21 protein-coding genes are annotated in these 22,339 nt (G+C 59.4%); 17 read left to right on the plus strand and 4 right to left on the minus strand.

Going from position 1 to position 22,339, the window contains the following annotated elements:
• Window positions 1-29 precede the first annotated feature (29 nt).
• The 12 genes from ACYZTZ_RS08950 to ACYZTZ_RS09005 all read left to right on the plus strand — a co-directional run bounded on the left by ACYZTZ_RS08950 (window position 30) and on the right by ACYZTZ_RS09005 (window position 15,288).
• The gene (locus ACYZTZ_RS08950) at window positions 30-1,532 is read left to right on the plus strand and encodes a CoA-acylating methylmalonate-semialdehyde dehydrogenase (protein ID WP_461997895.1); all 1,503 of its coding nucleotides are present in this window, start codon (window positions 30-32) and stop codon (window positions 1,530-1,532) included.
• Between the two features lie 25 nt (window positions 1,533-1,557).
• Window positions 1,558-2,379, plus strand: a complete 822-nt coding sequence (locus tag ACYZTZ_RS08955; protein WP_461997896.1) for a TIM barrel protein — start codon at window positions 1,558-1,560, stop codon at window positions 2,377-2,379.
• Window positions 2,380-2,549: 170 nt separating this feature from the next.
• Window positions 2,550-4,481 carry a 3D-(3,5/4)-trihydroxycyclohexane-1,2-dione acylhydrolase (decyclizing) gene (gene iolD, locus ACYZTZ_RS08960; protein WP_461997897.1) on the plus strand — a complete coding sequence of 644 codons (1,932 nt, stop codon included), beginning with the start codon at window positions 2,550-2,552 and terminating at the stop codon, window positions 4,479-4,481.
• 42 nt (window positions 4,482-4,523) lie between these two features.
• Window positions 4,524-5,534, plus strand: a complete 1,011-nt coding sequence (iolG, locus tag ACYZTZ_RS08965; RefSeq protein ID WP_461997898.1) for a bifunctional inositol 2-dehydrogenase/D-chiro-inositol 1-dehydrogenase — start codon at window positions 4,524-4,526, stop codon at window positions 5,532-5,534.
• Window positions 5,535-5,756: 222 nt separating this feature from the next.
• On the plus strand, window positions 5,757-6,617 hold the full coding sequence (locus ACYZTZ_RS08970; RefSeq protein WP_461997899.1) for a sugar phosphate isomerase/epimerase family protein: 861 nt from the start codon (window positions 5,757-5,759) through the stop codon (window positions 6,615-6,617).
• 138 nt (window positions 6,618-6,755) lie between these two features.
• Complete coding sequence (locus ACYZTZ_RS08975) at window positions 6,756-7,808, plus strand: Gfo/Idh/MocA family protein (RefSeq protein WP_461997900.1); 1,053 nt, start codon at window positions 6,756-6,758, stop codon at window positions 7,806-7,808.
• 156 nt (window positions 7,809-7,964) lie between these two features.
• Window positions 7,965-8,891 (plus strand): sugar ABC transporter substrate-binding protein, encoded by a 927-nt coding sequence (locus ACYZTZ_RS08980; RefSeq protein WP_461997901.1) that lies wholly within the window; start codon window positions 7,965-7,967, stop codon window positions 8,889-8,891.
• Between the two features lie 70 nt (window positions 8,892-8,961).
• On the plus strand, window positions 8,962-10,527 hold the full coding sequence (locus ACYZTZ_RS08985; RefSeq protein WP_046049565.1) for a sugar ABC transporter ATP-binding protein: 1,566 nt from the start codon (window positions 8,962-8,964) through the stop codon (window positions 10,525-10,527).
• Window positions 10,528-10,584: 57 nt separating this feature from the next.
• A complete protein-coding gene (locus ACYZTZ_RS08990) occupies window positions 10,585-11,607 on the plus strand; it encodes an ABC transporter permease (protein ID WP_008153855.1) in 1,023 nt (340 codons plus the stop codon).
• Between the two features lie 328 nt (window positions 11,608-11,935).
• Entirely contained in the window at window positions 11,936-12,340 is a 405-nt protein-coding gene (locus tag ACYZTZ_RS08995; RefSeq protein ID WP_007907888.1) for a TraR/DksA family transcriptional regulator, read from the plus strand.
• A gap of 581 nt (window positions 12,341-12,921) precedes the next feature.
• Window positions 12,922-14,145, plus strand: a complete 1,224-nt coding sequence (locus ACYZTZ_RS09000; protein ID WP_462000655.1) for a methyl-accepting chemotaxis protein — start codon at window positions 12,922-12,924, stop codon at window positions 14,143-14,145.
• Window positions 14,146-15,072: 927 nt separating this feature from the next.
• Window positions 15,073-15,288 (plus strand): hypothetical protein, encoded by a 216-nt coding sequence (locus ACYZTZ_RS09005; protein ID WP_056744918.1) that lies wholly within the window; start codon window positions 15,073-15,075, stop codon window positions 15,286-15,288.
• Here ACYZTZ_RS09005 and ACYZTZ_RS09010 read toward each other — a convergent pair.
• On the minus strand, window positions 15,285-15,524 hold the full coding sequence (locus ACYZTZ_RS09010; RefSeq protein WP_415760179.1) for a DUF2789 domain-containing protein: 240 nt from the start codon (window positions 15,522-15,524) through the stop codon (window positions 15,285-15,287). The two genes, ACYZTZ_RS09005 and ACYZTZ_RS09010, sit on opposite strands and share 4 nt — an antisense overlap.
• A 340-nt stretch (window positions 15,525-15,864) precedes the next feature.
• Here ACYZTZ_RS09010 and ACYZTZ_RS09015 point away from each other — a divergent pair, with 340 nt between their 5' ends.
• On the plus strand, window positions 15,865-16,497 hold the full coding sequence (locus ACYZTZ_RS09015; protein ID WP_095133458.1) for a hypothetical protein: 633 nt from the start codon (window positions 15,865-15,867) through the stop codon (window positions 16,495-16,497).
• Window positions 16,490-17,068, plus strand: coding sequence for a hypothetical protein (locus ACYZTZ_RS09020; RefSeq protein ID WP_461997902.1), 579 nt, complete (start codon window positions 16,490-16,492; stop codon window positions 17,066-17,068). Before ACYZTZ_RS09015 ends, ACYZTZ_RS09020 begins: the two co-directional genes overlap by 8 nt.
• Window positions 17,069-17,243: 175 nt before the next feature.
• Here the strand turns inward: ACYZTZ_RS09020 and ACYZTZ_RS09025 are convergent, their stop codons facing one another.
• Both ACYZTZ_RS09025 and ACYZTZ_RS09030 read right to left on the minus strand, forming a co-directional pair.
• Entirely contained in the window at window positions 17,244-17,474 is a 231-nt protein-coding gene (locus tag ACYZTZ_RS09025) for a hypothetical protein (RefSeq protein ID WP_461997903.1), read from the minus strand.
• Window positions 17,475-17,632: 158 nt separating this feature from the next.
• Window positions 17,633-17,881: a hypothetical protein gene (locus ACYZTZ_RS09030; protein WP_462000656.1), complete on the minus strand. Its 249-nt coding sequence runs from the start codon at window positions 17,879-17,881 to the stop codon at window positions 17,633-17,635.
• 413 nt (window positions 17,882-18,294) lie between these two features.
• On the opposite strand from ACYZTZ_RS09030, the gene ACYZTZ_RS09035 reads away from it, so the two are divergent.
• The 3 genes from ACYZTZ_RS09035 to ACYZTZ_RS09045 all read left to right on the plus strand — a co-directional run bounded on the left by ACYZTZ_RS09035 (window position 18,295) and on the right by ACYZTZ_RS09045 (window position 20,103).
• A complete protein-coding gene (locus tag ACYZTZ_RS09035) occupies window positions 18,295-18,765 on the plus strand; it encodes a hypothetical protein (protein WP_461997904.1) in 471 nt (156 codons plus the stop codon).
• Window positions 18,765-18,968, plus strand: coding sequence for a hypothetical protein (locus ACYZTZ_RS09040; RefSeq protein ID WP_461997905.1), 204 nt, complete (start codon window positions 18,765-18,767; stop codon window positions 18,966-18,968). Before ACYZTZ_RS09035 ends, ACYZTZ_RS09040 begins: the two co-directional genes overlap by 1 nt.
• A 118-nt stretch (window positions 18,969-19,086) precedes the next feature.
• Entirely contained in the window at window positions 19,087-20,103 is a 1,017-nt protein-coding gene (locus ACYZTZ_RS09045; RefSeq protein ID WP_461997906.1) for an ABC transporter substrate-binding protein, read from the plus strand.
• A gap of 101 nt (window positions 20,104-20,204) precedes the next feature.
• Here the strand turns inward: ACYZTZ_RS09045 and ACYZTZ_RS09050 are convergent, their stop codons facing one another.
• Window positions 20,205-22,337: a TonB-dependent receptor gene (locus tag ACYZTZ_RS09050; protein ID WP_461997907.1), complete on the minus strand. Its 2,133-nt coding sequence runs from the start codon at window positions 22,335-22,337 to the stop codon at window positions 20,205-20,207.
• Window positions 22,338-22,339: the final 2 nt, after the last annotated feature.

A 22,339-nucleotide genomic window follows, 5' to 3' on the forward strand; every position in this document is an offset into this window, starting at 1 on the left:
TTCCAACCTCTGCACGGAGAACACGATCAATGAGCAACGCCCCGGTCATCGGCCATTACATCCACGGTCAAGTGCAAGACAGCAGCAGCGAACGGTTCAGCAACGTCTTCAACCCGGCCACCGGCAGCGTCCAGGCGCGCGTCGGGCTGGCCAGCCAGAAGACCGTAGACGAAGCCGTCGCCTCGGCCCTGAAAGCCTTTCCGGCCTGGTCCGAACAATCGTCCCTGCGCCGTTCGCGGGTGATGTTCAAGTTCAAGGAATTGCTCGACCAACATCACGATGAGCTGGCAGAAATCATCAGCCGCGAACACGGCAAGGTGTTTTCCGACGCCAAGGGCGAAGTCACCCGGGGCATCGAAATCGTCGAGTACGCCTGCGGGGCGCCGAACCTGCTGAAAACCGAGTTCAGCGACAACATCGGCGGCGGCATCGATAACTGGAACCTGCGTCAGCCACTGGGCGTGTGTGCCGGCGTGACGCCGTTCAACTTCCCGGTGATGGTGCCGCTGTGGATGATCCCGCTGGCGCTGATCACCGGTAACTGCTTCATCCTCAAGCCGTCCGAGCGCGATCCGTCCGCCAGTGTGTTGATGGCCCGTCTGTTGAGCGAAGCTGGTTTGCCGGACGGAGTGTTCAACGTGGTCCAGGGTGACAAGACCGCCGTTGACGCGTTGCTGCAACACCCGGACATCGAGGCGATTTCCTTTGTCGGCTCGACGCCGATTGCCGAGTACATCCACCAGCAAGCCACCTCCCGCGGCAAGCGTGTGCAGGCGCTGGGCGGGGCGAAGAATCACATGATCGTCATGCCTGACGCGGACCTGGATCAAGCGGCGGATGCCTTGATCGGCGCGGCTTACGGCTCGGCCGGCGAGCGCTGCATGGCGATTTCGATTGCCGTGGCGGTGGGCGATGTCGGCGACCAACTGATTGCCAAACTGCTGCCGCGTATCGATCAACTGAAAGTCGGCAACGGCCTGAAAGGCGACAGCGACATGGGGCCGTTGGTGACCGCCGAGCACAAGGCCAAAGTCGAAGGTTTCATCGATGAAGGCGTGGCCCAAGGCGCGCAGCTGATTGTCGATGGCCGCCACTTCAAGGTGCCGGGCGCCGAGAACGGCTTCTTCGTCGGTGCGACCCTGTTCGATAACGTCACGACCGAGATGAGCATCTACCAGCAGGAAATTTTCGGTCCGGTGCTGGGTATCGTGCGGGTGCCGGACTTCGCCAGCGCCGTCGCGTTGATCAACGCCCACGAGTTCGGTAACGGCGTGTCCTGTTTCACCCGCGACGGCGGCATCGCCCGAGCCTTCGCCCGCACGATCAAGGTCGGCATGGTCGGCATCAACGTGCCGATTCCGGTGCCCATGGCCTGGCACTCTTTCGGCGGCTGGAAACGCTCGCTGTTCGGCGATCACCACGCTTACGGCGAGGAAGGCATTCGCTTCTACAGCCGCTACAAAAGCGTGATGCAGCGCTGGCCCGACAGCATCGCCAAGGGCCCTGAATTCAGCATGCCGACGGCCAACTAATTCACCTGTACGGAGAACAACAATAATGAGCAAACCCCTGCGTTTCGCCCTGAACCGTATGGTCGCCCCACGTTTGTCCCTGCCGGCGTTCATCGAGCTGGCGGTGACCCTAAAGGCCGACGCCATCGAAATTCGCAACGACCTTAAAGGTGTCGAGATCGAAGACGGCACCGCCCCCGAGCGCGTCCGTGAGTTGTGCGCCGCCAAAGGCATTACGGTGCTGTCGATCAACGCGCTGTATCCGTTTGATGTGTGGAATGACGAGCGCCGTGCACAGGCCTTGAAGCTGGCCGCTTATGCCCGTGATTGCGGCGCTCAAGGGTTGGTCATGTGTCCACTCAACGACCGTGCCGACCCGCGTAATGAGGCCGCACGCGCCTCCGGTCTGCGCACGGCGTTGACTGAGCTGGCGCCGATCCTGCGCGAACACGACATTCTCGGTTTCATCGAACCGCTGGGTTTCGAAGAGTGCTCGCTGCGCCGCAAGCGCACGGCGGTGGACGCGATCAAGGCCATCGGCGGGCTGGATGTGTTCCGTCTGGTTCACGACACCTTTCACCATCACCTGGCCAGCGAACATGAGTTCTTCCCCGAGCTGACCGGGTTGGTGCACATCTCCGGTGTCGAGGATGCCGAAGCCCCGTTGGCGAGCATTCGCGATGGCCACCGGGTGCTGGTGGGCGAGGGCGACATCCTCGGCAACGCGGCGCAAATCGACACCTTGCTCAGCAGCGGTTACAGCGGCTACCTGTCGTTCGAACCGTTTGCCGACAGCGTCCATGGCCTGGCGGACATCCAGCAGGCGATCGGCGCGAGCATGGATCACCTGCAAAAATCCCTGGCCTGACAACACTTATGAACTGATGGAGATCAACTGTGGGAGCGGGCTTGCTCGCGAAGAGGGCGACACATTCAACATTGAAGTCGCCAGACACTCCGCTTTCGCGAGCAAGCCCGCTCCCACAGTGATCGCATTCCACAGCAAGTACCGGATTAGCTTCAAAGGAAGGTGCAAGCATGACTACAACAAGACTGACCATGGCCCAGGCCCTGGTGAAATTCCTCGATAACCAGTACATCGAGGTCGATGGGGTTCAAAGCAAATTCGTCGCCGGGATCTTTACCATTTTCGGTCACGGCAACGTGCTGGGCCTGGGGCAGGCCCTGGAGCAGGACAGCGGCGACCTGATCGTCCATCAAGGTCGCAACGAGCAAGGCATGGCCCACGCCGCCATCGGTTTCGCCAAGCAACACCTGCGGCGCAAGATCTACGCCTGCTCTTCATCGGTAGGGCCGGGCGCGGCGAACATGCTGACCGCCGCCGCGACGGCGACCGCCAACCGCATTCCCCTGCTGCTGTTGCCCGGCGATGTCTATGCCTGCCGCCAGCCGGACCCGGTGCTGCAACAGATCGAGCAGTTCCACGACCTGAGCATCAGCACCAACGATGCATTCAAGGCCGTGAGCAAATACTGGGACCGCATCAACCGTCCCGAGCAATTGATGACTGCAGCGATCCACGCCATGCGCGTGCTCACCGACCCTGCCGAAACCGGCGCGGTGACCCTGGCCTTGCCACAAGATGTGCAAGCCGAGGCCTACGACTATCCCGATTATTTCCTGCAAAAACGCGTGCACCGCATCGAGCGTCGTCCGGCGACTGAAGCGATGCTCGGTGATGCGCTGGCGCTGTTCAAAGGCAAGCGCAAGCCGCTGATCATTTGCGGTGGCGGGGTCAGATACTCCGGCGCCAATGCCGCCTTGCAGGCGTTTGCCGAGCGTTTCGATATTCCCTTCGCCGAAACCCAGGCCGGCAAGAGTGCGGTGGTGTCCAGCCACCCGCTGAATGTTGGCGGCATTGGCGAAACGGGTTGCCTGGCGGCGAATCTATTGGCCAGGGATGCGGATCTGATCATCGGTGTTGGTACCCGCTACAGCGATTTCACCACTGCGTCGAAATCCTTGTTCCAACACCCGGATGTGCAATTTCTCAATCTGAACATCAGTCCCTGCGATGCTTTGAAGCTCGATGGCGTGCAACTGTTGGCGGATGCGAAAGTCGGCTTGCAAGCGTTGGCTGAAGCCTTGGGCGATTACTGTTCTGCGTGGGGCGATCAACCGCGTCAGGCCAAGGCGCAACTGGACGAGGAAGTCGACCGTATCTATCAGGTTGAATACCAGAGCAAAGACTTCATCCCGGAAATCAACGACCACATGGACCCGGCGGTGCTGCGCGAATTCATCGAGCTGACCGGTTCCTGCCTGACCCAGAGCCGCGTGCTCGGCGTGCTCAATGAAACCCTGGCCGATGACGCCGTGATCGTCGCCGCTGCTGGCAGCCTGCCCGGCGACTTGCAGCGCAGCTGGCGCAGCAAGGGGGTGAACACCTATCACGTCGAGTACGGCTATTCCTGCATGGGTTACGAGGTCAACGCCGCACTGGGCGTGAAACTCGCTGAGCCGGATCGTGAGGTCTATGCGCTGGTCGGTGACGGCTCATACATGATGCTGCACTCCGAACTGGCGACCTCGATTCAGGAGCGCCGCAAGATCAACGTGGTGTTGCTCGACAACATGACCTTCGGTTGCATCAACAACCTGCAGATGGAACACGGCATGGACAGCTTCGGCACCGAGTTCCGGTTCCGCAACCCGGAAACCGGCAAGCTCGACGGTGGTTTCGTGCCGGTGGATTTCGCCATGAGCGCGGCGGCTTATGGCTGCAAGACCTACAAGGTGAGCACGGTTGAAGAGCTGCAAGCGGCATTGGCCGATGCGCGCTTGCAGACGGTGTCGACGCTGATCGACATCAAGGTCCTGCCCAAAACCATGATTCACAAATACCTGTCGTGGTGGCGGGTCGGCGTGGCGCAAGTCTCCACCAGCGCGCGCACCGATGCAGTGGCCAAGACCCTGAATGAACGACTGGCCAAGGCCCGTCAGTACTGATTGCCCCTGATACCAACAACAATTTTTCGCAGGAGAATCTTCATGACTTTAAAGATCGGCGTCATCGGCACCGGGGCCATCGGCCAGGACCATATCCGTCGTTGCAGCCAGACCTTGCTCAATAGCCAGGTAGTCGCTGTAACCGACATCAACTTGCAGCAAGCCGCGAAGGTCGTTTCCGACCTGAAACTGACCGCCGAGGTCTATCCCGATGGCCACGCGCTGATCAAGGCGCCAGAAGTCGAAGCGATCCTCGTCACCTCCTGGGGCCCGAGCCACGAAGAGTTCGTGCTGGCGGCGATTGCAGCGGGTAAGCCGGTGTTCTGCGAGAAGCCGCTGGCGGTCACCGCTGAAGGCTGCCGCAAAATCGTCGAGGCCGAAGTGGCCCACGGCAAACGCTTGGTCCAGGTCGGTTTCATGCGCCCGTATGACGAAGGTTATCGGGCACTGAAAGCAGTGATCGACAGCGGCCAGATCGGCGAGCCGTTGATGTTGCACTGCGCGCACCGCAACCCGACCGTGGGTGAAAACTACAAGACCGACATGGCGATCACCGACACCCTGATCCATGAACTGGATGTGTTGCGCTGGTTGCTCGACGACGATTACGTGTCGGTGCAAGTGGTGTTCCCGCGCAAGAGCAGCAAGGCCCTCGCGCATTTGAAAGACCCGCAGATCGTGCTGCTGGAAACCGCCAAGGGCACGCGCATCGACGTGGAAGTGTTCGTTAATTGCCAATACGGCTACGACATCCAGTGCGAAGTGGTGGGGGAGACCGGCATCGCCAAATTGCCGGAACCGTCGCAGGTTCAGTTGCGCAGCGGGGCGAAGTTGTCCAACGCGATTCTGATGGACTGGAAGGATCGGTTCATCGCCGCGTATGACGTCGAGTTGCAGGCGTTCATCGATGGTGTGCGGGCCGGGCAGGTCGGTGGGCCTTCGGCGTGGGATGGCTTCGCCGCTGCCGTCGCAGCAGACGCGTGCATCGAAGCACAGAACAGCGGGGCAATCGTCAAGGTTGGCTTGCCTGAGCGCCCTCGATTCTATGGTTGATTAGGGTTTTGTGGCTGGCTTGAGATCGCCCCCTCACCCCAACCCTCTCCCCAGAGGGGAGAGGGGGCCGACCGAGGTGTTTATAGATGTGTTTCGACCTGAGATTCCGAGTTGAATGAATATCTCAAAAGCAATGGAGATCAGCCCCCTCTCCCCCTTGGGGAGAGGGTTGGGGTGAGGGGTGGCTCTTTCGGCCAGAGAGAATCATCAAGGAGAAAGAATATGCGCATCGCACTAGACCCCTACATGTACCGCACTTTGTCCCTGGGCAAGATGGTCGATAAGGTCGCCGAGCTCGGTTACGAACACATCGAACTCTCGCCACGGGAAGATTTCCTGCCGTTCTACAAAGCTCCGCGGGTCGACAAGGCGCGGATCAAGGAGTTTCGCAAAGCCCTGAGCGATACCGGGGTCAAGCTCTCTTCCTTATTACCGATGTACCACTGGGCCGCTGCCGACGAAGGCCTGCGAGTTGCCGCCGTACGCAACTGGAAGCGGGCGATCCAGATTGCCGTGGAGATGGACTGCGAGCTGGTCAACACCGAGTTCACCGGCCAGTCAGACAACCCGCTGGTCTGCGAGAACCAGTTCATGCGCTCCATGGACGAGCTGATCCCGGAGTTCGAGCGCGAAGGCATCAAGCTGGATATCCAGGCCCACCCTTACGATTTTTGCGAGCGCAACAATGAATCGGTGGACATCATTCGCGGTCTGGATCGCGAGTGGATCAACTACCTCTACGCGGCGCCACACACCTTCTTCTATGACGACGGCAAAGGCGATATCGCCTCGATGCTCAAGTATGCCGGGTCGAAGCTCAGCCACCTGATCATCGCCGACACCTACAACCACAAGGCGTCTTCCGGGTTGCGCTATATCGTCAACCCGCCGGGTGTCGTCGCCACCGTGCACCAGCATCTGGACATCGGCCAGGGTGAAGTCGATTGGGACGCGTTTTTCGGCACCTTGCGCGAGATTCAGTTCGACGGCATCGCCACGGTCTCGGTGTTCGCCTGGGAGGACCGGCCGGATGAGTCCAACCGGATGATGCTCGAGCGCGTCAAAAGCGAACTCTGCCAATAACCGACCTTACACAAAACCTGTGGGAGCGGGCTTGCTCGCGAAGACGGCGGCACATTCAACATTGATGTCGCCTGACAGATTGCCTTCGCGAGCAAGCCCGCTCCCACAGGGGCCGTGTTCTATAAGGAGAATGTTTTCATGCGTATCGGACTTGTCGGTTACGGCCATGGTGGCCGGTTTTTCCATGCTCCGCTGATCAGCAGTTTGCCGGCGGCGACGTTCGTCGGTGTGGTCACCCGTTCGCCGGAGCGCCGACAATTGCTGGCGGCCGAGCACCCCGGGGTGCCCGCGTTCGACAGCATCGGTCAACTGGTGGAGGCCGGGATCGATGTGCTGGTGGTGTCCACACCGCTCAAGGGCCGTCCGGCACTGGTGCTCGATGGCATCGAACACGGTGTGGCGGTGGTCAGCGACAAACCGTTCGCCGCTGACGCGCAGCAAGCCCAGACCCTGATCACCATGGCCGAGCGCCAGGGCGTGCAGCTCAGCGTCTATCAGAACCGTCGCTGGGACTCGGACTTCCTGACTGTGCGCAAACTCATCGAGTCCGGCGCGTTGGGCCAGGTCACCCGTTTCGAATCGCGGATCGAGCGTTACTCACCGCAGGCGGTGAACAACGGCAGTGGCGGTGGCTTCCTGCGCGATCTCGGTAGCCATCTGGTGGATCAGGCGTTGCTGTTGTTCGGCCCGGTGACACGGGTCTACGCCGAACTGGATTACCTGGAAAAAGGCCAGGTCTTCGATAACGGCTTCTTTATGGCCCTGACCCATGCCAGTGGCGTCACCTCACACCTGGGCGGCAGTTGCCTGCAAAACACCCCCGGCCCGCGCTTTCGGGTGACCGGCACCCAAGGCTGTTACAGCGTCGATGGCCTGGACGGGCAAGAAGCATCGGCACTCGCCGGGCTCTCGCCAAAATCCGAAGGTGAACGCTGGGGCGTTGAAGAGCATCGCCGCTGGGGCTGGTTCGAACAGGGCGAAGTGCGCGAGCGGGTTCCCTCCGAGCGCGGTTGCTGGAGTCAGTTCTATTTACAGCTGCAAGCCGCATTGCAGAGCGGTGGCCCACTGTCTGTGGACGCCCGTGATGCACTGGCGACCACCCGCGTGCTAGACGCTGCGCGACTGAGCTTCGAGCGGCATCAAGTGGTGGCATTGAGCCCGTTCGAAAGCCATGGAATAAAATCAGAATAAAATTCTAAAATGAGTTGATATAGAAATTATTTTCTAATAAAGTCATTTTCAGCGACCTGCCTCGCTACCTGTTTCAACCCTTTTCCCGCTTGCCTGCTTACTGAAATCGTCACGCCTCATCCATAAAACCAACAAGAATGTGGAGAAAGACTTTTCATGAAGACCAAGACCCGCTTCGCCTCACTTGCCTTGTCCCTGATGTTCGCCAGTGGCGCGGCGCTCGCCGATATGAAGATCGGCGTCAGCATGTCCCAATTCGATGACACCTGGCTGACCTACCTGCGTGAGTCCATGGACACCAAAGCCAAGTCCTATCCCGATGGCGTCAAGCTGCAGTTCGAAGACGCGCGCAGCGACGTGGTCAAGCAGTTGAGTCAGGTCGAAAACTTCATCAGCCAGAAGGTCGATGCCATCGTGGTCAACCCGGTGGATACCGCCGCCACCAAGAAAATCACTGAAGCCGCCGTCAAGGCCGGCATCCCGCTGGTCTACGTCAACCGCCGCCCCGATGACCTGAACCTGCCCAAAGGCGTGGTCACTGTCGCCTCCAACGACCTGGAGGCTGGTCAAATGCAAATGCAATACCTGGCCGACAAAATGGGCGGAAAGGGCGATATCGTGATTCTGCTGGGCGACCTCGCGAACAACTCCACCACCAACCGTACCAAGGGCGTGAAAGAGGTGCTGGCCAAGTACCCGAACATCAAGATCGAGCAAGAGCAAACCGGCATCTGGTCGCGGGACAAGGGCATGACCCTGGTCAACGACTGGCTGACCCAGGGCCGCAAGTTCGACGCGGTCGTCTCCAACAACGACGAGATGGCCATTGGCGCCGCGATGGCCCTGCAACAGGCCGGAGTGGAAAAGGGCAGTATTCTGATCGCCGGTGTCGACGGTACGCCTGACGGTTTGAACGCGGTGAAGAAGGGCTCCCTGGTCGTCTCGGTGTTCCAGGACGCCAAGGGGCAGGCCGACGGTTCGATCGAGACGGCAGTGAAAATGGCCAAAAACGAGCCGGTCGAGCCGGCCGTGTGGGTGCCGTATCGCTTGATTACGCTGCAAAACGTCGACACGTTCAAATAGCCCGTCCGTTCAATAACAACAATAAATACGCAAGGTTGCGACCGCGACCTTGCTGATGGAGTACCTGATCATGTTCGCTTCAGCGACTGCTTCGAGCACCCCGTTGGTGGGTATCCAGCCAGCTGCAACACCTGTCGATGAGCCGTACCTGCTGGAGATCATCAACGTCAGCAAGGGATTTCCCGGTGTGGTGGCCTTGTCCGATGTGCAGCTTCGGGTACGCCCCGGTTCCGTGCTGGCCCTGATGGGCGAAAACGGCGCGGGCAAATCCACCCTGATGAAAATCATTGCCGGCATCTACCAGCCGGACGCCGGTGAACTGCGCCTGCGGGGCAAGCCGGTGGTTTTCGAAACGCCATTGGCTGCGCTCCAGGCCGGGATCGCGATGATCCACCAGGAACTCAACCTGATGCCGCACATGAGCATCGCCGAGAACATCTGGATCGGCCGTGAGCAGCTCAACGGTTTCCATATGATCGACCACCGTGAAATGCATCGCTGCACCGCGAAACTGCTGGAACGCCTGCGGATCAACCTCGATCCGGAAGAGCAGGTCGGCAACCTGAGCATCGCCGAACGGCAGATGGTCGAGATCGCCAAAGCCGTGTCCTACGATTCCGACATCCTGATCATGGATGAGCCGACCTCGGCCATCACCGACAAGGAAGTTGCGCATCTGTTCTCGATCATTGCCGACCTCAAGAGTCAGGGCAAAGGCATCATCTACATCACCCACAAAATGAACGAAGTGTTCAGCATCGCCGATGAAGTGGCGGTGTTCCGTGACGGCGCCTACATCGGCTTGCAGCGGGCCGACAGCATGGACGGCGACAGCCTGATTTCGATGATGGTCGGCCGCGAACTGAGCCAGTTGTTCCCGGTGCGCGAACAGCCGATCGGCGATCTGCTGCTGTCGGTGCGCGACCTTAAGCTGGACGGCATTTTCAAGGATGTTTCCTTCGACCTGCACGCCGGCGAGATCCTCGGCATCGCCGGGTTGATGGGCTCGGGACGGACCAACGTCGCCGAAGCGATTTTCGGCATCACCCCGAGCGACGGTGGCGAGATTCGTCTCGACGGCGAAGTGGTGCGCATCAGCGATCCGCACATGGCGATCGAGAAGGGCTTCGCGTTACTGACCGAGGATCGCAAGCTCAGCGGCCTGTTCCCGTGCCTGTCGGTGCTGGAGAACATGGAAATGGCAGTGTTGCCGCATTACGCCGGCCACGGTTTCATCCAGCAAAAAGCCCTGCGCGCCTTGTGCGAAGACATGTGCAAGAAGCTGCGGGTGAAAACCCCGTCGCTGGAGCAGTGCATCGACACCTTGTCCGGCGGTAATCAGCAGAAAGCCTTGCTGGCGCGCTGGCTGATGACCAATCCACGGATCCTGATTCTCGACGAGCCGACCCGCGGTATCGACGTCGGCGCCAAGGCCGAGATCTACCGGCTCATCTCCTACCTCGCCAGCGAAGGCATGGCGGTAATCATGATTTCCTCGGAGCTGCCGGAAGTGCTCGGCATGAGCGACCGGGTGATGGTCATGCACGAGGGCGACCTGATGGGCACCCTCGACCGCAGCGAAGCGACCCAGGAACGAGTGATGCAATTGGCCTCGGGCATGTCCGCGGTTCACTAATGGATGCCGGCGCTGGTTGTGGCCAGCGTCGGCGACGCGATAGAAGGGTGAGTGTTTATGAACGCGATACTGGAAAACAAGCCAGCAACGGCACCGGTCAAGAGTCGCCGGCGCTTTCCGACCGAGTTGAGTATTTTCCTGGTGCTGATTGGCATCGGCCTGGTCTTTGAAGTGTTTGGCTGGATCGTGCGCGACCAGAGCTTCCTGATGAACTCCCAGCGTCTGGTGCTGATGATCCTGCAGGTGTCGATTATCGGTCTGCTGGCGATCGGCGTGACCCAGGTCATCATCACCACCGGTATCGACCTGTCCTCCGGGTCGGTGCTGGCGCTGTCGGCGATGATCGCTGCCAGTCTGGCCCAGACGTCGGACTTCGCTCGGGCGGTGTTCCCGTCGCTGACTGACTTGCCGGTGTGGATCCCGGTGATTGCCGGGCTCGGGGTCGGACTGCTGGCGGGGGCGATCAACGGCAGCATCATTGCCATTACCGGTATCCCGCCGTTCATTGCCACCCTCGGCATGATGGTTTCGGCTCGAGGCCTCGCGCGTTACTACACCGAAGGCCAACCGGTGAGCATGCTCTCGGATTCCTACACGGCGATCGGACACGGCGCGATGCCGGTGATCATTTTCCTGGTGGTCGCGGTGATCTTTCACATCGCCCTGCGTTACACCAAGTACGGCAAATACACCTACGCCATCGGCGGCAACATGCAGGCGGCGCGTACCTCGGGGATCAACGTCAAGCGGCATCTGGTGATCGTCTACAGCATCGCCGGGTTGCTGGCAGGTCTGGCGGGTGTGGTGGCGTCGGCACGGGCCGCGACCGGGCAGGCCGGGATGGGCATGTCTTATGAACTGGACGCGATTGCCGCGGCCGTGATCGGCGGCACCAGCCTGGCCGGCGGAGTAGGGCGCATCACCGGCACGGTCATCGGCGCACTGATCCTCGGGGTCATGGCCAGCGGTTTCACCTTTGTCGGCGTCGATGCCTACATTCAGGACATCATCAAAGGCCTGATCATCGTGGTCGCAGTGGTCATCGATCAGTACCGCAACAAGCGCAAACTCAAGCGCTGAGCCTCAGATAAAGCAGCCAATGCGCCACGCCTGACCCGCGTGGCGCAGCCATTTGTCTTCTATATACAGCCGCACGATTGAATTTCTTGCTATAAACGCACTCCGATAACCACCGAAAAGACTGCCATCGAGCACTTTCAGGGCTTTGTCGGACAAATTCGCTGTCTTTTCAGTTGCTGAGGCCTCAAGTCGGCCTTAGACTGCCGCCCCTCGTAAATTGAGTGCCGGGTGGCGCTTGGAATTACACGGCGCCGTTCCGATGGCCAACCCAGGTCCGCCGGAACGCTCCCTAATTCGCCTTAATGCACGTTTTTTTATAGAGATATCAATGACAAAGGACAAGTTGCTGGCCATGCCGGCGGATGACTACATGAATGCCGAGCAACATGCTTTTTTCTCTGAGCTGTTGCAGAACATGAAAGTCGAAACCCATGAGCGCATCGAACAGAACCGCATCGCCATCGAAAGCCTGGACACCCCAGCCGATCCGGCCGACGCTGCTTCTGTTGAAGAAGAGCGCACCTGGCTGGTGAACGCGATCGATCGCGACCAACGCATGCTGCCTCAGTTGGAACAGGCTCTGGAACGCATCAAGGAAGACAGCTTTGGCTGGTGCGACGACAGCGGTGAGGCCATTGGCCTGAAGCGCCTGCTGATCAGCCCGACCACCAAGTACTGCATCGAAGCTCAAGAGCGTCACGAACAGATCGACAAGCACCAGCGTCAGGCCTGATTTCGTAACGCCCCGCATCGCGGGCAAGCCTCACTCCTGTAGGAGCAAGGCTTGCCCGCGATGCTTTTCTTCGTCTGCGAAAAACCCGCGCACTTCTATTGATCTGCTGCAAGGCCCACTACTAATGGACCATAGATAATGGCCTTGTAGTGGCGTTTAATGCCGATACAACAATTAGAATGACTCGGGGGATGACGAAGATGACGCGTGACGGATCTGTGGTTGCAGCAGTGTCTGCACCCGTACTTTTGCCGAAAAACCTTTGGCTGACGCCGACCCTGCAAAGCATCGCCCTGATGCTCTTGTTGTGCGGCATGACGCTAGGCGGCTGGTCGCTTTACCTTGGCCTGCCATTGGCGGTGCTGGTGATCTGGCTACCTCGCTTGCGCTCGCGCGCCATCCCTGAGGCAACCCCCGTCGACAGCGCCAGCGCGATTGCCGAGTTGACTCGCGATCTTTCCTACACCACCAGTCATAACGCGTTGTCTGCCGCCGGTGTGGCCTTTTCGGTCAAGCAACTGGCCGACAAACTGCAATCGCAGCTCGGTGCCGCGGCGCAGATTGTCAGCAACGCCGAAGTGATGATCGCGACCGAACAAGCCACCTCGACACTCAGCCGGGAAGCGCTCAGTGCGGCCAGTGAGGCACATCGCAGCAGCGCGGCAGGACGTACGGAGCTGATCGAGTCCATCGCCCGTATGCATCAACTCAGTCAGCGCGCCAGTAACAGCCGTGAACTGATCGAAGCCCTGAGCCTGCGCAGTGACGATATCCAACGGGTCACCCTGGTGATCCAGTCCATCGCCAGCCAGACCAATCTGCTGGCATTGAACGCGGCGATCGAGGCGGCGCGGGCCGGTGAGCATGGTCGCGGATTTGCGGTGGTGGCCGATGAGGTTCGCGGTCTGGCCGCGCGCACGGCGACGGCCACCGGGGAAGTCGGGGAAATGGTTGCTGATATTCAGCAACGCACCGCGCAAGTGGTGGAGCAGATCCGTCAACTGTCCAGCGACCTCGACACCGGTGTCGAGCAGGTCGAGCACACCGGTCAGCATCTGGAGAACATTGCGCGTCTGGCTGCCGGCGTCGAAAGCCAGGTCGGGGAAATCGCCAGGGGCGCCGACACCAACCGCGAACAACTCGATAGCCTGTTTCACGCCATCGAACAGATGCGTAGCGACCTGGCGATCAGCGACCAACAGACCCAGCGCCTGGCCCAGGCCGCGGTGCAAATGGAAGGTCAGGCCGAAACCATCAGCGAACGCCTCGCCGAAGTCGGGCTGGATGACTACCACCAACGGATTTATGACCTGGCCCGCGAAGGCGCGAGTCAGATCGCGGCGCGTTTTGAAACGGATATCGACGAGGGCCGCGTGAGCCTCGATGACCTGTTTGACCGCAATTACCAAACCATTCCCAACACCAGCCCGGCCAAGTTCCAGACCCGCTTCGATCGCTACGCCGATCAGGTCTTGCCGGCGATCCAGGAACCCTTGTTGCCGCGTCATGAAGGTCTGGTGTTCGCCATCGCCTGTACGCAGCAGGGCTATGTGCCGACCCACAACAAGGTCTTTAGCCAACCCCTGACCGGTGATGCGCAGGTCGATACCTTGCAGAACCGCACCAAACGCAAATTCGCCGATCGCACCGGGATTCGCTGCGGCAGCCATCAGCAGGCTGTACTGCTGCAAACCTACACCCGCGACACCGGTGAGCTGATGCACGACCTCTCGGTGCCGATCATGCTCAAGGGCCGGCATTGGGGTGGTTTGCGATTGGGTTACAAGCCGGAAAGCCCTCGTTGATTGACCGTGATGCTGTTCACTTGGGGTTGTTGGGGTGCATATCCGTTTCTGCGGTGATGGCTGCTGGCGGTTTCGCTTTTACAGCGACTCCCTTTTGCAGACGCCCAAAAGGAAGCAAAACGCTTTGCCCCTCCATTCGGTGCCTCGCCTAGGCTCGGCATGCCCTCACTCCGGCATTGCTCCGGGGGCCCGCCGCCATCGGCCATCCATGGCCGGGGGCGGCTACCGCGGCATCCTTGCCGCGGTGCCCCCTGCGCAACGCCTGCGTTCGGCCTCTGGGAAAGGGGCAACAGATCAAAATCAAAAGCAACGGCAACGGCAACGGCAAGATCAACAGCTTCGCGAGCAAGCCCGCTCCCACATAAAGCAGATCGGCGTACAGCTTTCGCTCCTCACCACTCAACAGGCCGAGCGTTAGCTCGCCTGCAGCTTTTGATCTTGATGCACCGCGCCCTCGAGAGGCCGAGTGGAGGTTCTGCGCAGTGGGCAACCCGGCATGGATGCCGGGTTAGCCGCCCCCGGCCATGGATGGCCGATGGCGGCGGGCCCACGGAGCAGGACCGGAGCGAGGGCATGCCGAGCCTAGGCGAGGCACCGAACGAAAGGGGCAAGAGCCCTTGGTTACTTGGGGCTCTTCCAAGTGACTCGCTGTAAAAGCGAAACCGATAGCCGCCGTGACCGCAGAAACGGATATGCACACATAAAACAAAACACAGCTCGGCCGCCTCGCTCTTGATCCAAAAACCCCCTCGCTACGCATGTGTACACCTGAAAACACCGAACTTAAGTGAAAAGTACTACGTTGATAGACCGACCATTGTTACCGGTCCAACAACAAAGCTGTGCAGTTGCATTGCTGTTTCCTAGAGGATGAACTCACTACCATGCCTACATAGTTAGGTTGCTAATGAAGTTCGAGAGGTCAGCATGCAAAGCAAAGTCGATGTCGCCGTCATGATAGGCAGCGGTGTGCCTGCCAGCTTGCGTTCGCTGGGGAAGAGCGTCTGTTGGGTGGTGCTGCTGAATGGCGAGCGCCGCGGAACGGCATTCTCAAGTCGCGAAGAGGCGCAGGAGTGCAGGGCTGCCTGGTTGGCGCAACTGAACGCCAAAACACCCGACAGCCTGCATGGAATCAGAGGCTAGTGGATCTGATGCATGCGCAGGTTCAGGTCGTCGACCACCCGCGCCCAATCGGCGTCTTCACGCAATTGTTCTTTCAGGAAGCCGGCTTGCTGCGGGCTCCAGAACTCGGCATCGATGAGTTTTTTGTTGTCAGCCAAGGGCGAATGACTGGCAATGAAATCGTCGATGGCCTTCTCGCTGGAGTCCAGGCCGAGTTGGTCGAACAAACCTTTCAAGTCGTGTGTAGGTGAATCCATCTTCATCTCCTTGAGAGTATTCAGTCGCATCGAGTGCGCAATCGGCAGTGCAGTGTCATTGCATCTGAGGGAACCGCGCGCGAAGAGTTCGATAGGGGTTTAGCAGCTTTCTGCGGATTCGCCACCATAGTGGCACTAGGCTATTGCCTCTCGGGGTTTCAACGATTACGATGCCGTCGCGTTTTTGGCGTCACTGAGCCGCCAGTCAAAGAGTTTGAACAAGGATGTAGGCGACACTCGCTCCCCAGGTTTACCGCCTTTCAGTGATGAATTGCCCATCCCTGCACGATTTTCTTTCGAGCCGACGCGTCCCCGATCCCGCATGAAAAGGATGTATGCAGTGAAGCGTCTTGTTTATCTGATGGCCATCGCACTTGGCCTGTCGTTGACTGGTTGTGTGTCTTTCACACCGCTGGGCCCCATCGGCGAACCCTTGAACCCCGCGCCATCCACCCTTGATCGCAGTGCCGAAATCAGTGACGTGGTGATCTCCGCCCCCGAGCTGGACGATAAGGTGCGTGTCGCCGGTAGCCGGCAGTTGACCGAGCAGATCAGCACCTATGTTGATAAAAGCGATTACTTCAAGCGAATCGTGGTGTTCCCGGCCAAGGCTGGTGAGGACGACGTGGTGCTCAAATTCAACCTGACCTCGCTGGCAGGCAAACGCACCATGCACCCGGCTTACATTCCCGGTGCGCTAGTGACCTTGACCCTCTGGATTTGGGTCGACGGTCCGATTTATGTCGACAAATACGACCTCGCGGGCGAACTGATCATCGAAGACCGTCAGGGCAAGCAACTGGCCAGATCGGTCGAGCAGGTCAAGCTCGACAAGAATGTCGGACTGTGGAACGCCGATTATCTCAATCCCCGCCTGGGCGGTAGCCAGTTGCGCGAGTTGATCGCTCAATTGCTGGCCGGTGCCACCCCTCAACTGCGTACACCGTCAAAGGAATTGGCAGCACATGAATAAATACCTTTTGGTTTTACTGGTGTTGGTCAGCAGCACCCTGACCGGCTGCGTTTCCTACTCCCAGCATGATTTGCCACCGGTGGATCAGTGGCCGCCAGCCCAGGCCAGGCAAGACAAGCCCAGTGCCTATCTGCACGTAACCACTCAGCAGCAGTTCAACGGCGAACTGTCGGGTGGCGTGGGCAATGCGGCGCTGGTGGAGAAGAACATGCTGGAAACCTATAAGGAATCCGGACAGTTCAAAAACGTGACAACCGACAAAGTCGACTCGAACCTGTACGTCACGAGTACCTTGACCAACAACGAGCAGGGCAATATCGCCAGTGCCTGGCTGACGGGGTTCACGTTCTTCGTGATCCCGACGACGTTCAGCAATACCTTCACGCTGGAAACGGTGTTCAAGGATCAGGAAGGCAACGTGTTGGGTAAAATCGTCAAGCAGGAGAGTACTCGCACCTGGTTGCAGATCCTGCTGATTGTCGGGTTGCCGTTCAATGAACGAGGGGACGTGCTGCTCAAGCACCTGACCCAAAGCACGCTGGATGAAGCGGTCAAGCGCAAGCTGATCTGATGGGTTATCGATAGGAAGGCGTGCAACCTGAGCAAGGTTGGCACGCCGCAGGCATCTCTCGGGCCGAGGTGCCGACCCTGCCGGCGAGGCAGGTTTTATTTAGCCTGATACAGCGTGCTGGTGGTCATGAAAATCGCGCTGTTCAGTGCCGGTTCCCGGACTCGTCCCCCCCATCTCAGGCTTTCAATGCACCTTCATCGACCGCAACCTTCAGCGCCTTGGCGGCCTCCTGGGCGGCAACGGCGGCAACGTCCGAGGTCTTGAACCAGCGATCCTTCTCGACCTGGTGATACGTCACGGCGGTCAGCGGTGGTTTGGCGCGCATGATAATGACTGCCTGGAATTCGCCTTCGACTTCTCTGGCTTCGCCCCGGATAAAAAATTCACCGATATCAAATTCCGTCACGTAGCCGCCTTCCCTTGAAAATATTCTGTTGTTTTGAACGCCGCCCACCCTGGGGACGGGTTTCATTGGTCGGGCAGTATGGCAGTAGTTGCATGCTGGCGGCTGAGTTAAGTCGCCGGCATGACGAAGCGTCTATGGAAACGAATGTGGCGGGACCGTCAACCGCGTAACTCGAGCGAGCGGGCAAGGGCGCAGGCTTCGTTATGATTGCCGCGGAAACCTCTGACGCGGCCGGTGGAAATTTCCTTGATATGAAAAAAGGCATTGCCGGCCAGAATGACCTGAAAGCGTGGCCGGGCGAGCTCTTCAGGGTAGTATTCATGCGGTTGAAACATCCCCGGGGGCAGTGTCCTCGAGCGGTTCGTATTGGGCGCCAGAGGGTGAGCAAAATGTGTCAGCGTGCACATATGAAGTCCTTTTCGTTGTTTTACCGACGTGCGTACGTGGTTTTGGGTAGTCTCGATGAGCATCGCTGCTCTAGAATCACCGTCAGTGTTTGGCGATCGATGTTCATCTAAAGCAATTTTTTGCTGGCGATATGTCGGAAAAGTGCTTTTTTTAAAGAGTTTTTTCCCTAAAGTTGGTAGTCCCGTTTTTCTGGCCGTCGGAAGGGCTTTTTCCTTCAACCTCTGACGAACGCCGGGCAAGACGACGTGAGTGTTGTTCCAGTAGTCTTCTCAAACCTCGCGATGAATGAGCGCTCTGCTCGTTTCAGGATTTCAACCCGGGTCATTTGGCTACACCTTCGGCATTGCCGCTTTTTTCTGCTGTGCGCTATTTTCCTGCGTGCAGCGTCATTTTCAGATGTGGGGATGTTTCCTTGGCAGTAAGTAATCTCGATATGCATGCTTTGTTCGTGCTGGGTGATTTGCGCGCAAAGCTGGTTAAACAGTTCCAGTCACGTTTTGTTTACATCACCGAACAGAACGCTGAAGGCATTTACATTGCCGAGATCGACACCGAAGAGGCGCTGGTGGTTGATGACAAACCAGGGCTTAAACTCAAGGTCGGCGATCATTTCAGCGCCTCTGTATTGCCCAGTCGCGAAGGCGGCAAGCTGGACATCAAGTTCCGCGAAATCAAATTGACGGTTTACGGTCTGGGTGATTACGCCTTCGTCACCACCGCTGATGGAAACGGGATCGTGTTCAAGGAAGGGCATAGCGTGGTGATGGTGTTCGCCGCTCACCAACAGTTGCAGGAAGGCCTGACTAAAACCCTGAAAGCCGTGACCGCCAAGGCGGCCAAGTGGCGCAAGGGTGAACTGGTTACCTTCAAGGCCAGCGAGTAATGACCCTGACCCGCGCCGACTTCCACGAACAGAACCAGGCCAGTGCGCAAGTCGAGGCCCAGCGGCTGTTCGACCAGAAGGCTGTTTTGCAAGGTGCATGGCTGGGTTGGGTGGCGTCACAGATCTATACGTTGCGTCCGGCGGAGTACGCCAGCATGGTACGAAGAGCGTTGGCGCGCTTGCAGGAACCTCCCGAAAACTGATTGACCTCCCTCGAAAGCAGGAACCTCTACTACAGTCAGATGACTGAGTATTCAGAGGCTTTGCGGTCTTCTGCCAGGCCATCCTGCTATTGCTGTGAACAGCACGAGGTGCAAAAGCATGAACGGATTTCGACGGTTGCTGGCCGCTACCCTGGCCACGTTCGGATTGTTGGCTTCACCCGTTCCGGTGTTCGCTGCCCAGGCGCCGATCCACTTCGCCGACCTGAACTGGGAAAGCGGCAGCCTGATCACCGATATCCTGCGGATCATCGTCGAGAAGGGCTACGGGCTGCCGACCGATACCTTGCCGGGGACGACCATCACCCTGGAGACCGCACTGGCCAACAATGACATTCAGGTCATTGGCGAAGAATGGGCCGGTCGCAGTCCGGTCTGGGTCAAGGCTGAGGCCGAAGGCAAAGTCGCGAGTCTCGGCGATACGGTCAAGGGCGCCACCGAAGGTTGGTGGGTGCCCGAGTATGTGATCAAGGGCGACCCGGCGAAAGGCATCAAGCCGCTGGCGCCGGGCCTGCGCAGTGTCAGCGACCTGCCGAAATACAAGGGCGTGTTCAGCGATCCGGAAACCCCGGGCAAGGGGCGCTTCCTCAACAGCCCGATCGGCTGGACGTCGGAAGTGGTCAACAAACAGAAACTCAAGGCGTATGGGCTGGATGACAGCTATGTGAATTTCCGGAGCGGTTCCGGCGCAGCGCTGGATGCGGAGATCAGTTCTTCGATTCGGCGCGGCAAACCGGTGCTGTTCTATTACTGGTCACCAACTCCGTTGCTCGGCCGCTTCAAACTGGTTCAGCTGGAAGAGCCGCCGTTCGACGCCGATGCCTGGAAAACCCTGACCGACGCCGACAACCCGAATCCGAAACCGACTCGCTCACTGCCCTCGAAGCTGTCCATTGGCGTGTCCGCGCCATTCCAGAAGCAGTATCCGCAGATTGCCGAATTCTTCATCAAGGTCGACTTGCCAATCGATCCATTGAACAGGGCGCTGGCCGAGATGAGCGAAAAACACACCCCGCCACGGCAAGCGGCGCAGGCGTTCATGAAGGCGCACCCGGACGTGTGGCAGGCCTGGGTGTCCAAGGATGTGGCGGATAAAGTCTCTGCCGAGTTGAAGTGATGCAGTGAGTCTGATGCCGCCTTCGCGAGCAAGCCCGCTCCCACAGGAGTACGCGATCAACTGTGGGAGCGAGCTTGCTCGCGATGCTTTTGTTTTTGCTTTTAGAATCGGGTCTGCACCGCCAGCTCGAAGGTACGCGGCGTACCGAGGTAATACGCCGGTGACACATGGGCAAACTCGGCATACACCTCATTGGTCAGGTTGCGCACCCGGCCGGTGACGGTGGTGTGTTGATCGACCTGGTAGCTGAGAAACGTGCCGTAGAGCGTGTACGACGGCACGGTCAGGGTGTTGGCGCTGTCGGCAAACACCGAGGCCACATACCGCGCATCGACACCGCCCTGCCATTGCGGCGCGAAGTCATAGGTCAGCCACAGATTGCCGACCCGGTCCGGCACGTTGGTCGGTGTGTTGCCTTTGCGTGAAACCACGACACCCGCCGCATTCTTCTCGTTGAACTCGTCGTACTGCGCATCGACCCAGGCGAAGTTGCCTTCGGCCAACAGCTTGTCGGTGATCCTGAACGAACTGGCCAGTTCGATGCCTTTGGACGTCTGCTGACCCACGGGAATGCTGCTGGTCGGATCCAGTGGATCGGTCACCGCGAAGTCCTTTCGCTCAATCGTGTAAGCCGCCACTGTCGCCGAGCCGCGGCCGTCCAGATAATCGAATTTACTGCCGACTTCCCATTGCTTGCCGGTGGACACGTCGAAGTCTTGCGTGCCGTTAGGCTGTTCGGCGGCGGTGCTGTATTGCACGTAGACGTTGGCTTCAGGGATGAATTGGTAAGTCAGGCCGACCCGGCCGGTCACCGGCTCCCAGCTGCGCTTGAGGTGCCGGGGATTGCTGGCGGTCACGACCCGGTGGTTGGTCACGTCCAGGTCGATGTCGTCGTAACGCAGGCCGGTCAGCAGCGCGAGTTTGTCGGTGAGGGCCAAGCGGTTCTCGGCGAACAGGGCTTTGGTGGTGACTTCGTTGGTCTTGTCGCTGACAAACCCCGGTTTGGTGCCCGGGATGTCGTAGAAGTGACCCGGTTGGAAGTGATTCGGGTCGACGGTGCTGGCACCTTTGACGTTCAGTGGCGAGTTGGTGGTCTGGTTGACCTTGTACTCGAAGCCGCCGGACCAGGTCGTGTCCAGCCCGAACAACGTGTTGTCGTGGCGCAGTTCGAACTGGTTGCCGTTCTGCTCGCCCTGATGCCGGACCTGATACGCCGTGGAGCGATTCACCGCACTGTTGTCGGCGTTGTACTGGTAGGTTTCCAGGTTGCGGTAATCGCGCTGGCTGTCGAGGTGGTAAAGGGTGTTGTGCAGGGTGGTGCTGTCGTTGATCCGGTAGTCGATGATCGAGCGCACCCAGATCGTGCGCTGCTCGTAGCGGCCGTCCTCGACGTTGTAGTTGTTGAAACGGTTGTGCTTGTCGATCTTCAATTCGCCGGCCTTGGGGTTGAGCACCGGCGTGCCCCAGTAAGGGCTGTCTTCGTGTTCATCCTGATATTCCAGGGCCAGGGTGTGGGACAGGTTGGGCGTCAGGTCGCTGAGCAGCGAGAACGCCACGCTCCACGCATCGCGCTCCTGACGGTCGATGTAGCCGTTGCCGGTGTTGTGGCTGACGTCGAGCCGCGCGTAGTGCTGCACGTCCGCGCTGGCATCGCTCAGGGCGTGGTTGAGGCCGAATGCGGTCTCGGTGGTGTCGTAACTGCCGTAGCTGACCCGGCCTTCGACGGCTTGCTCTTCACGCGTCGCCAGTTTGGTCACGTAGTTCAGCGAACCGCCCACGGAGCCCGCACCATTGATCAGCGATGACGGGCCGCCCACCAGCTCCACGCGATCATAGATCCAGGCGTCTACCGGCCGGGCGAGGCCGCCCGAGACATTGATGCCGTTGAACATCTGGGTGATCTGGCTGCTGGTGAAACCGCGATAGGAGACGAACCCACCGAAACCCGGCGGTGCGCTGGCGTTGACGCCCGGCAAGGTGTTGGCGGCGTCCTGGAAGTTCTGCGCGCCGTGGCGCTCGATGTCGTTGCGGTTGGCCACGGCTACCGAGGCCGGGGTTTCGCGCACGCTCAGGCCTAGTCGCGAGGCCATGCCGCTGGACTGATCCAGACTCAGGCCTGGCTCAGGCGCCGCTTCGCCGTCAATGGTGATGGGCGCGAGGTCGATTGTGGATTGCGCCCAAGCGTTTACAGACAGGCAGCCGAACAGGCTTGCCAGTAAAGGAATGCGTTTCATCG

The organism is Pseudomonas sp. LB3P58 (genome assembly GCF_054897895.1).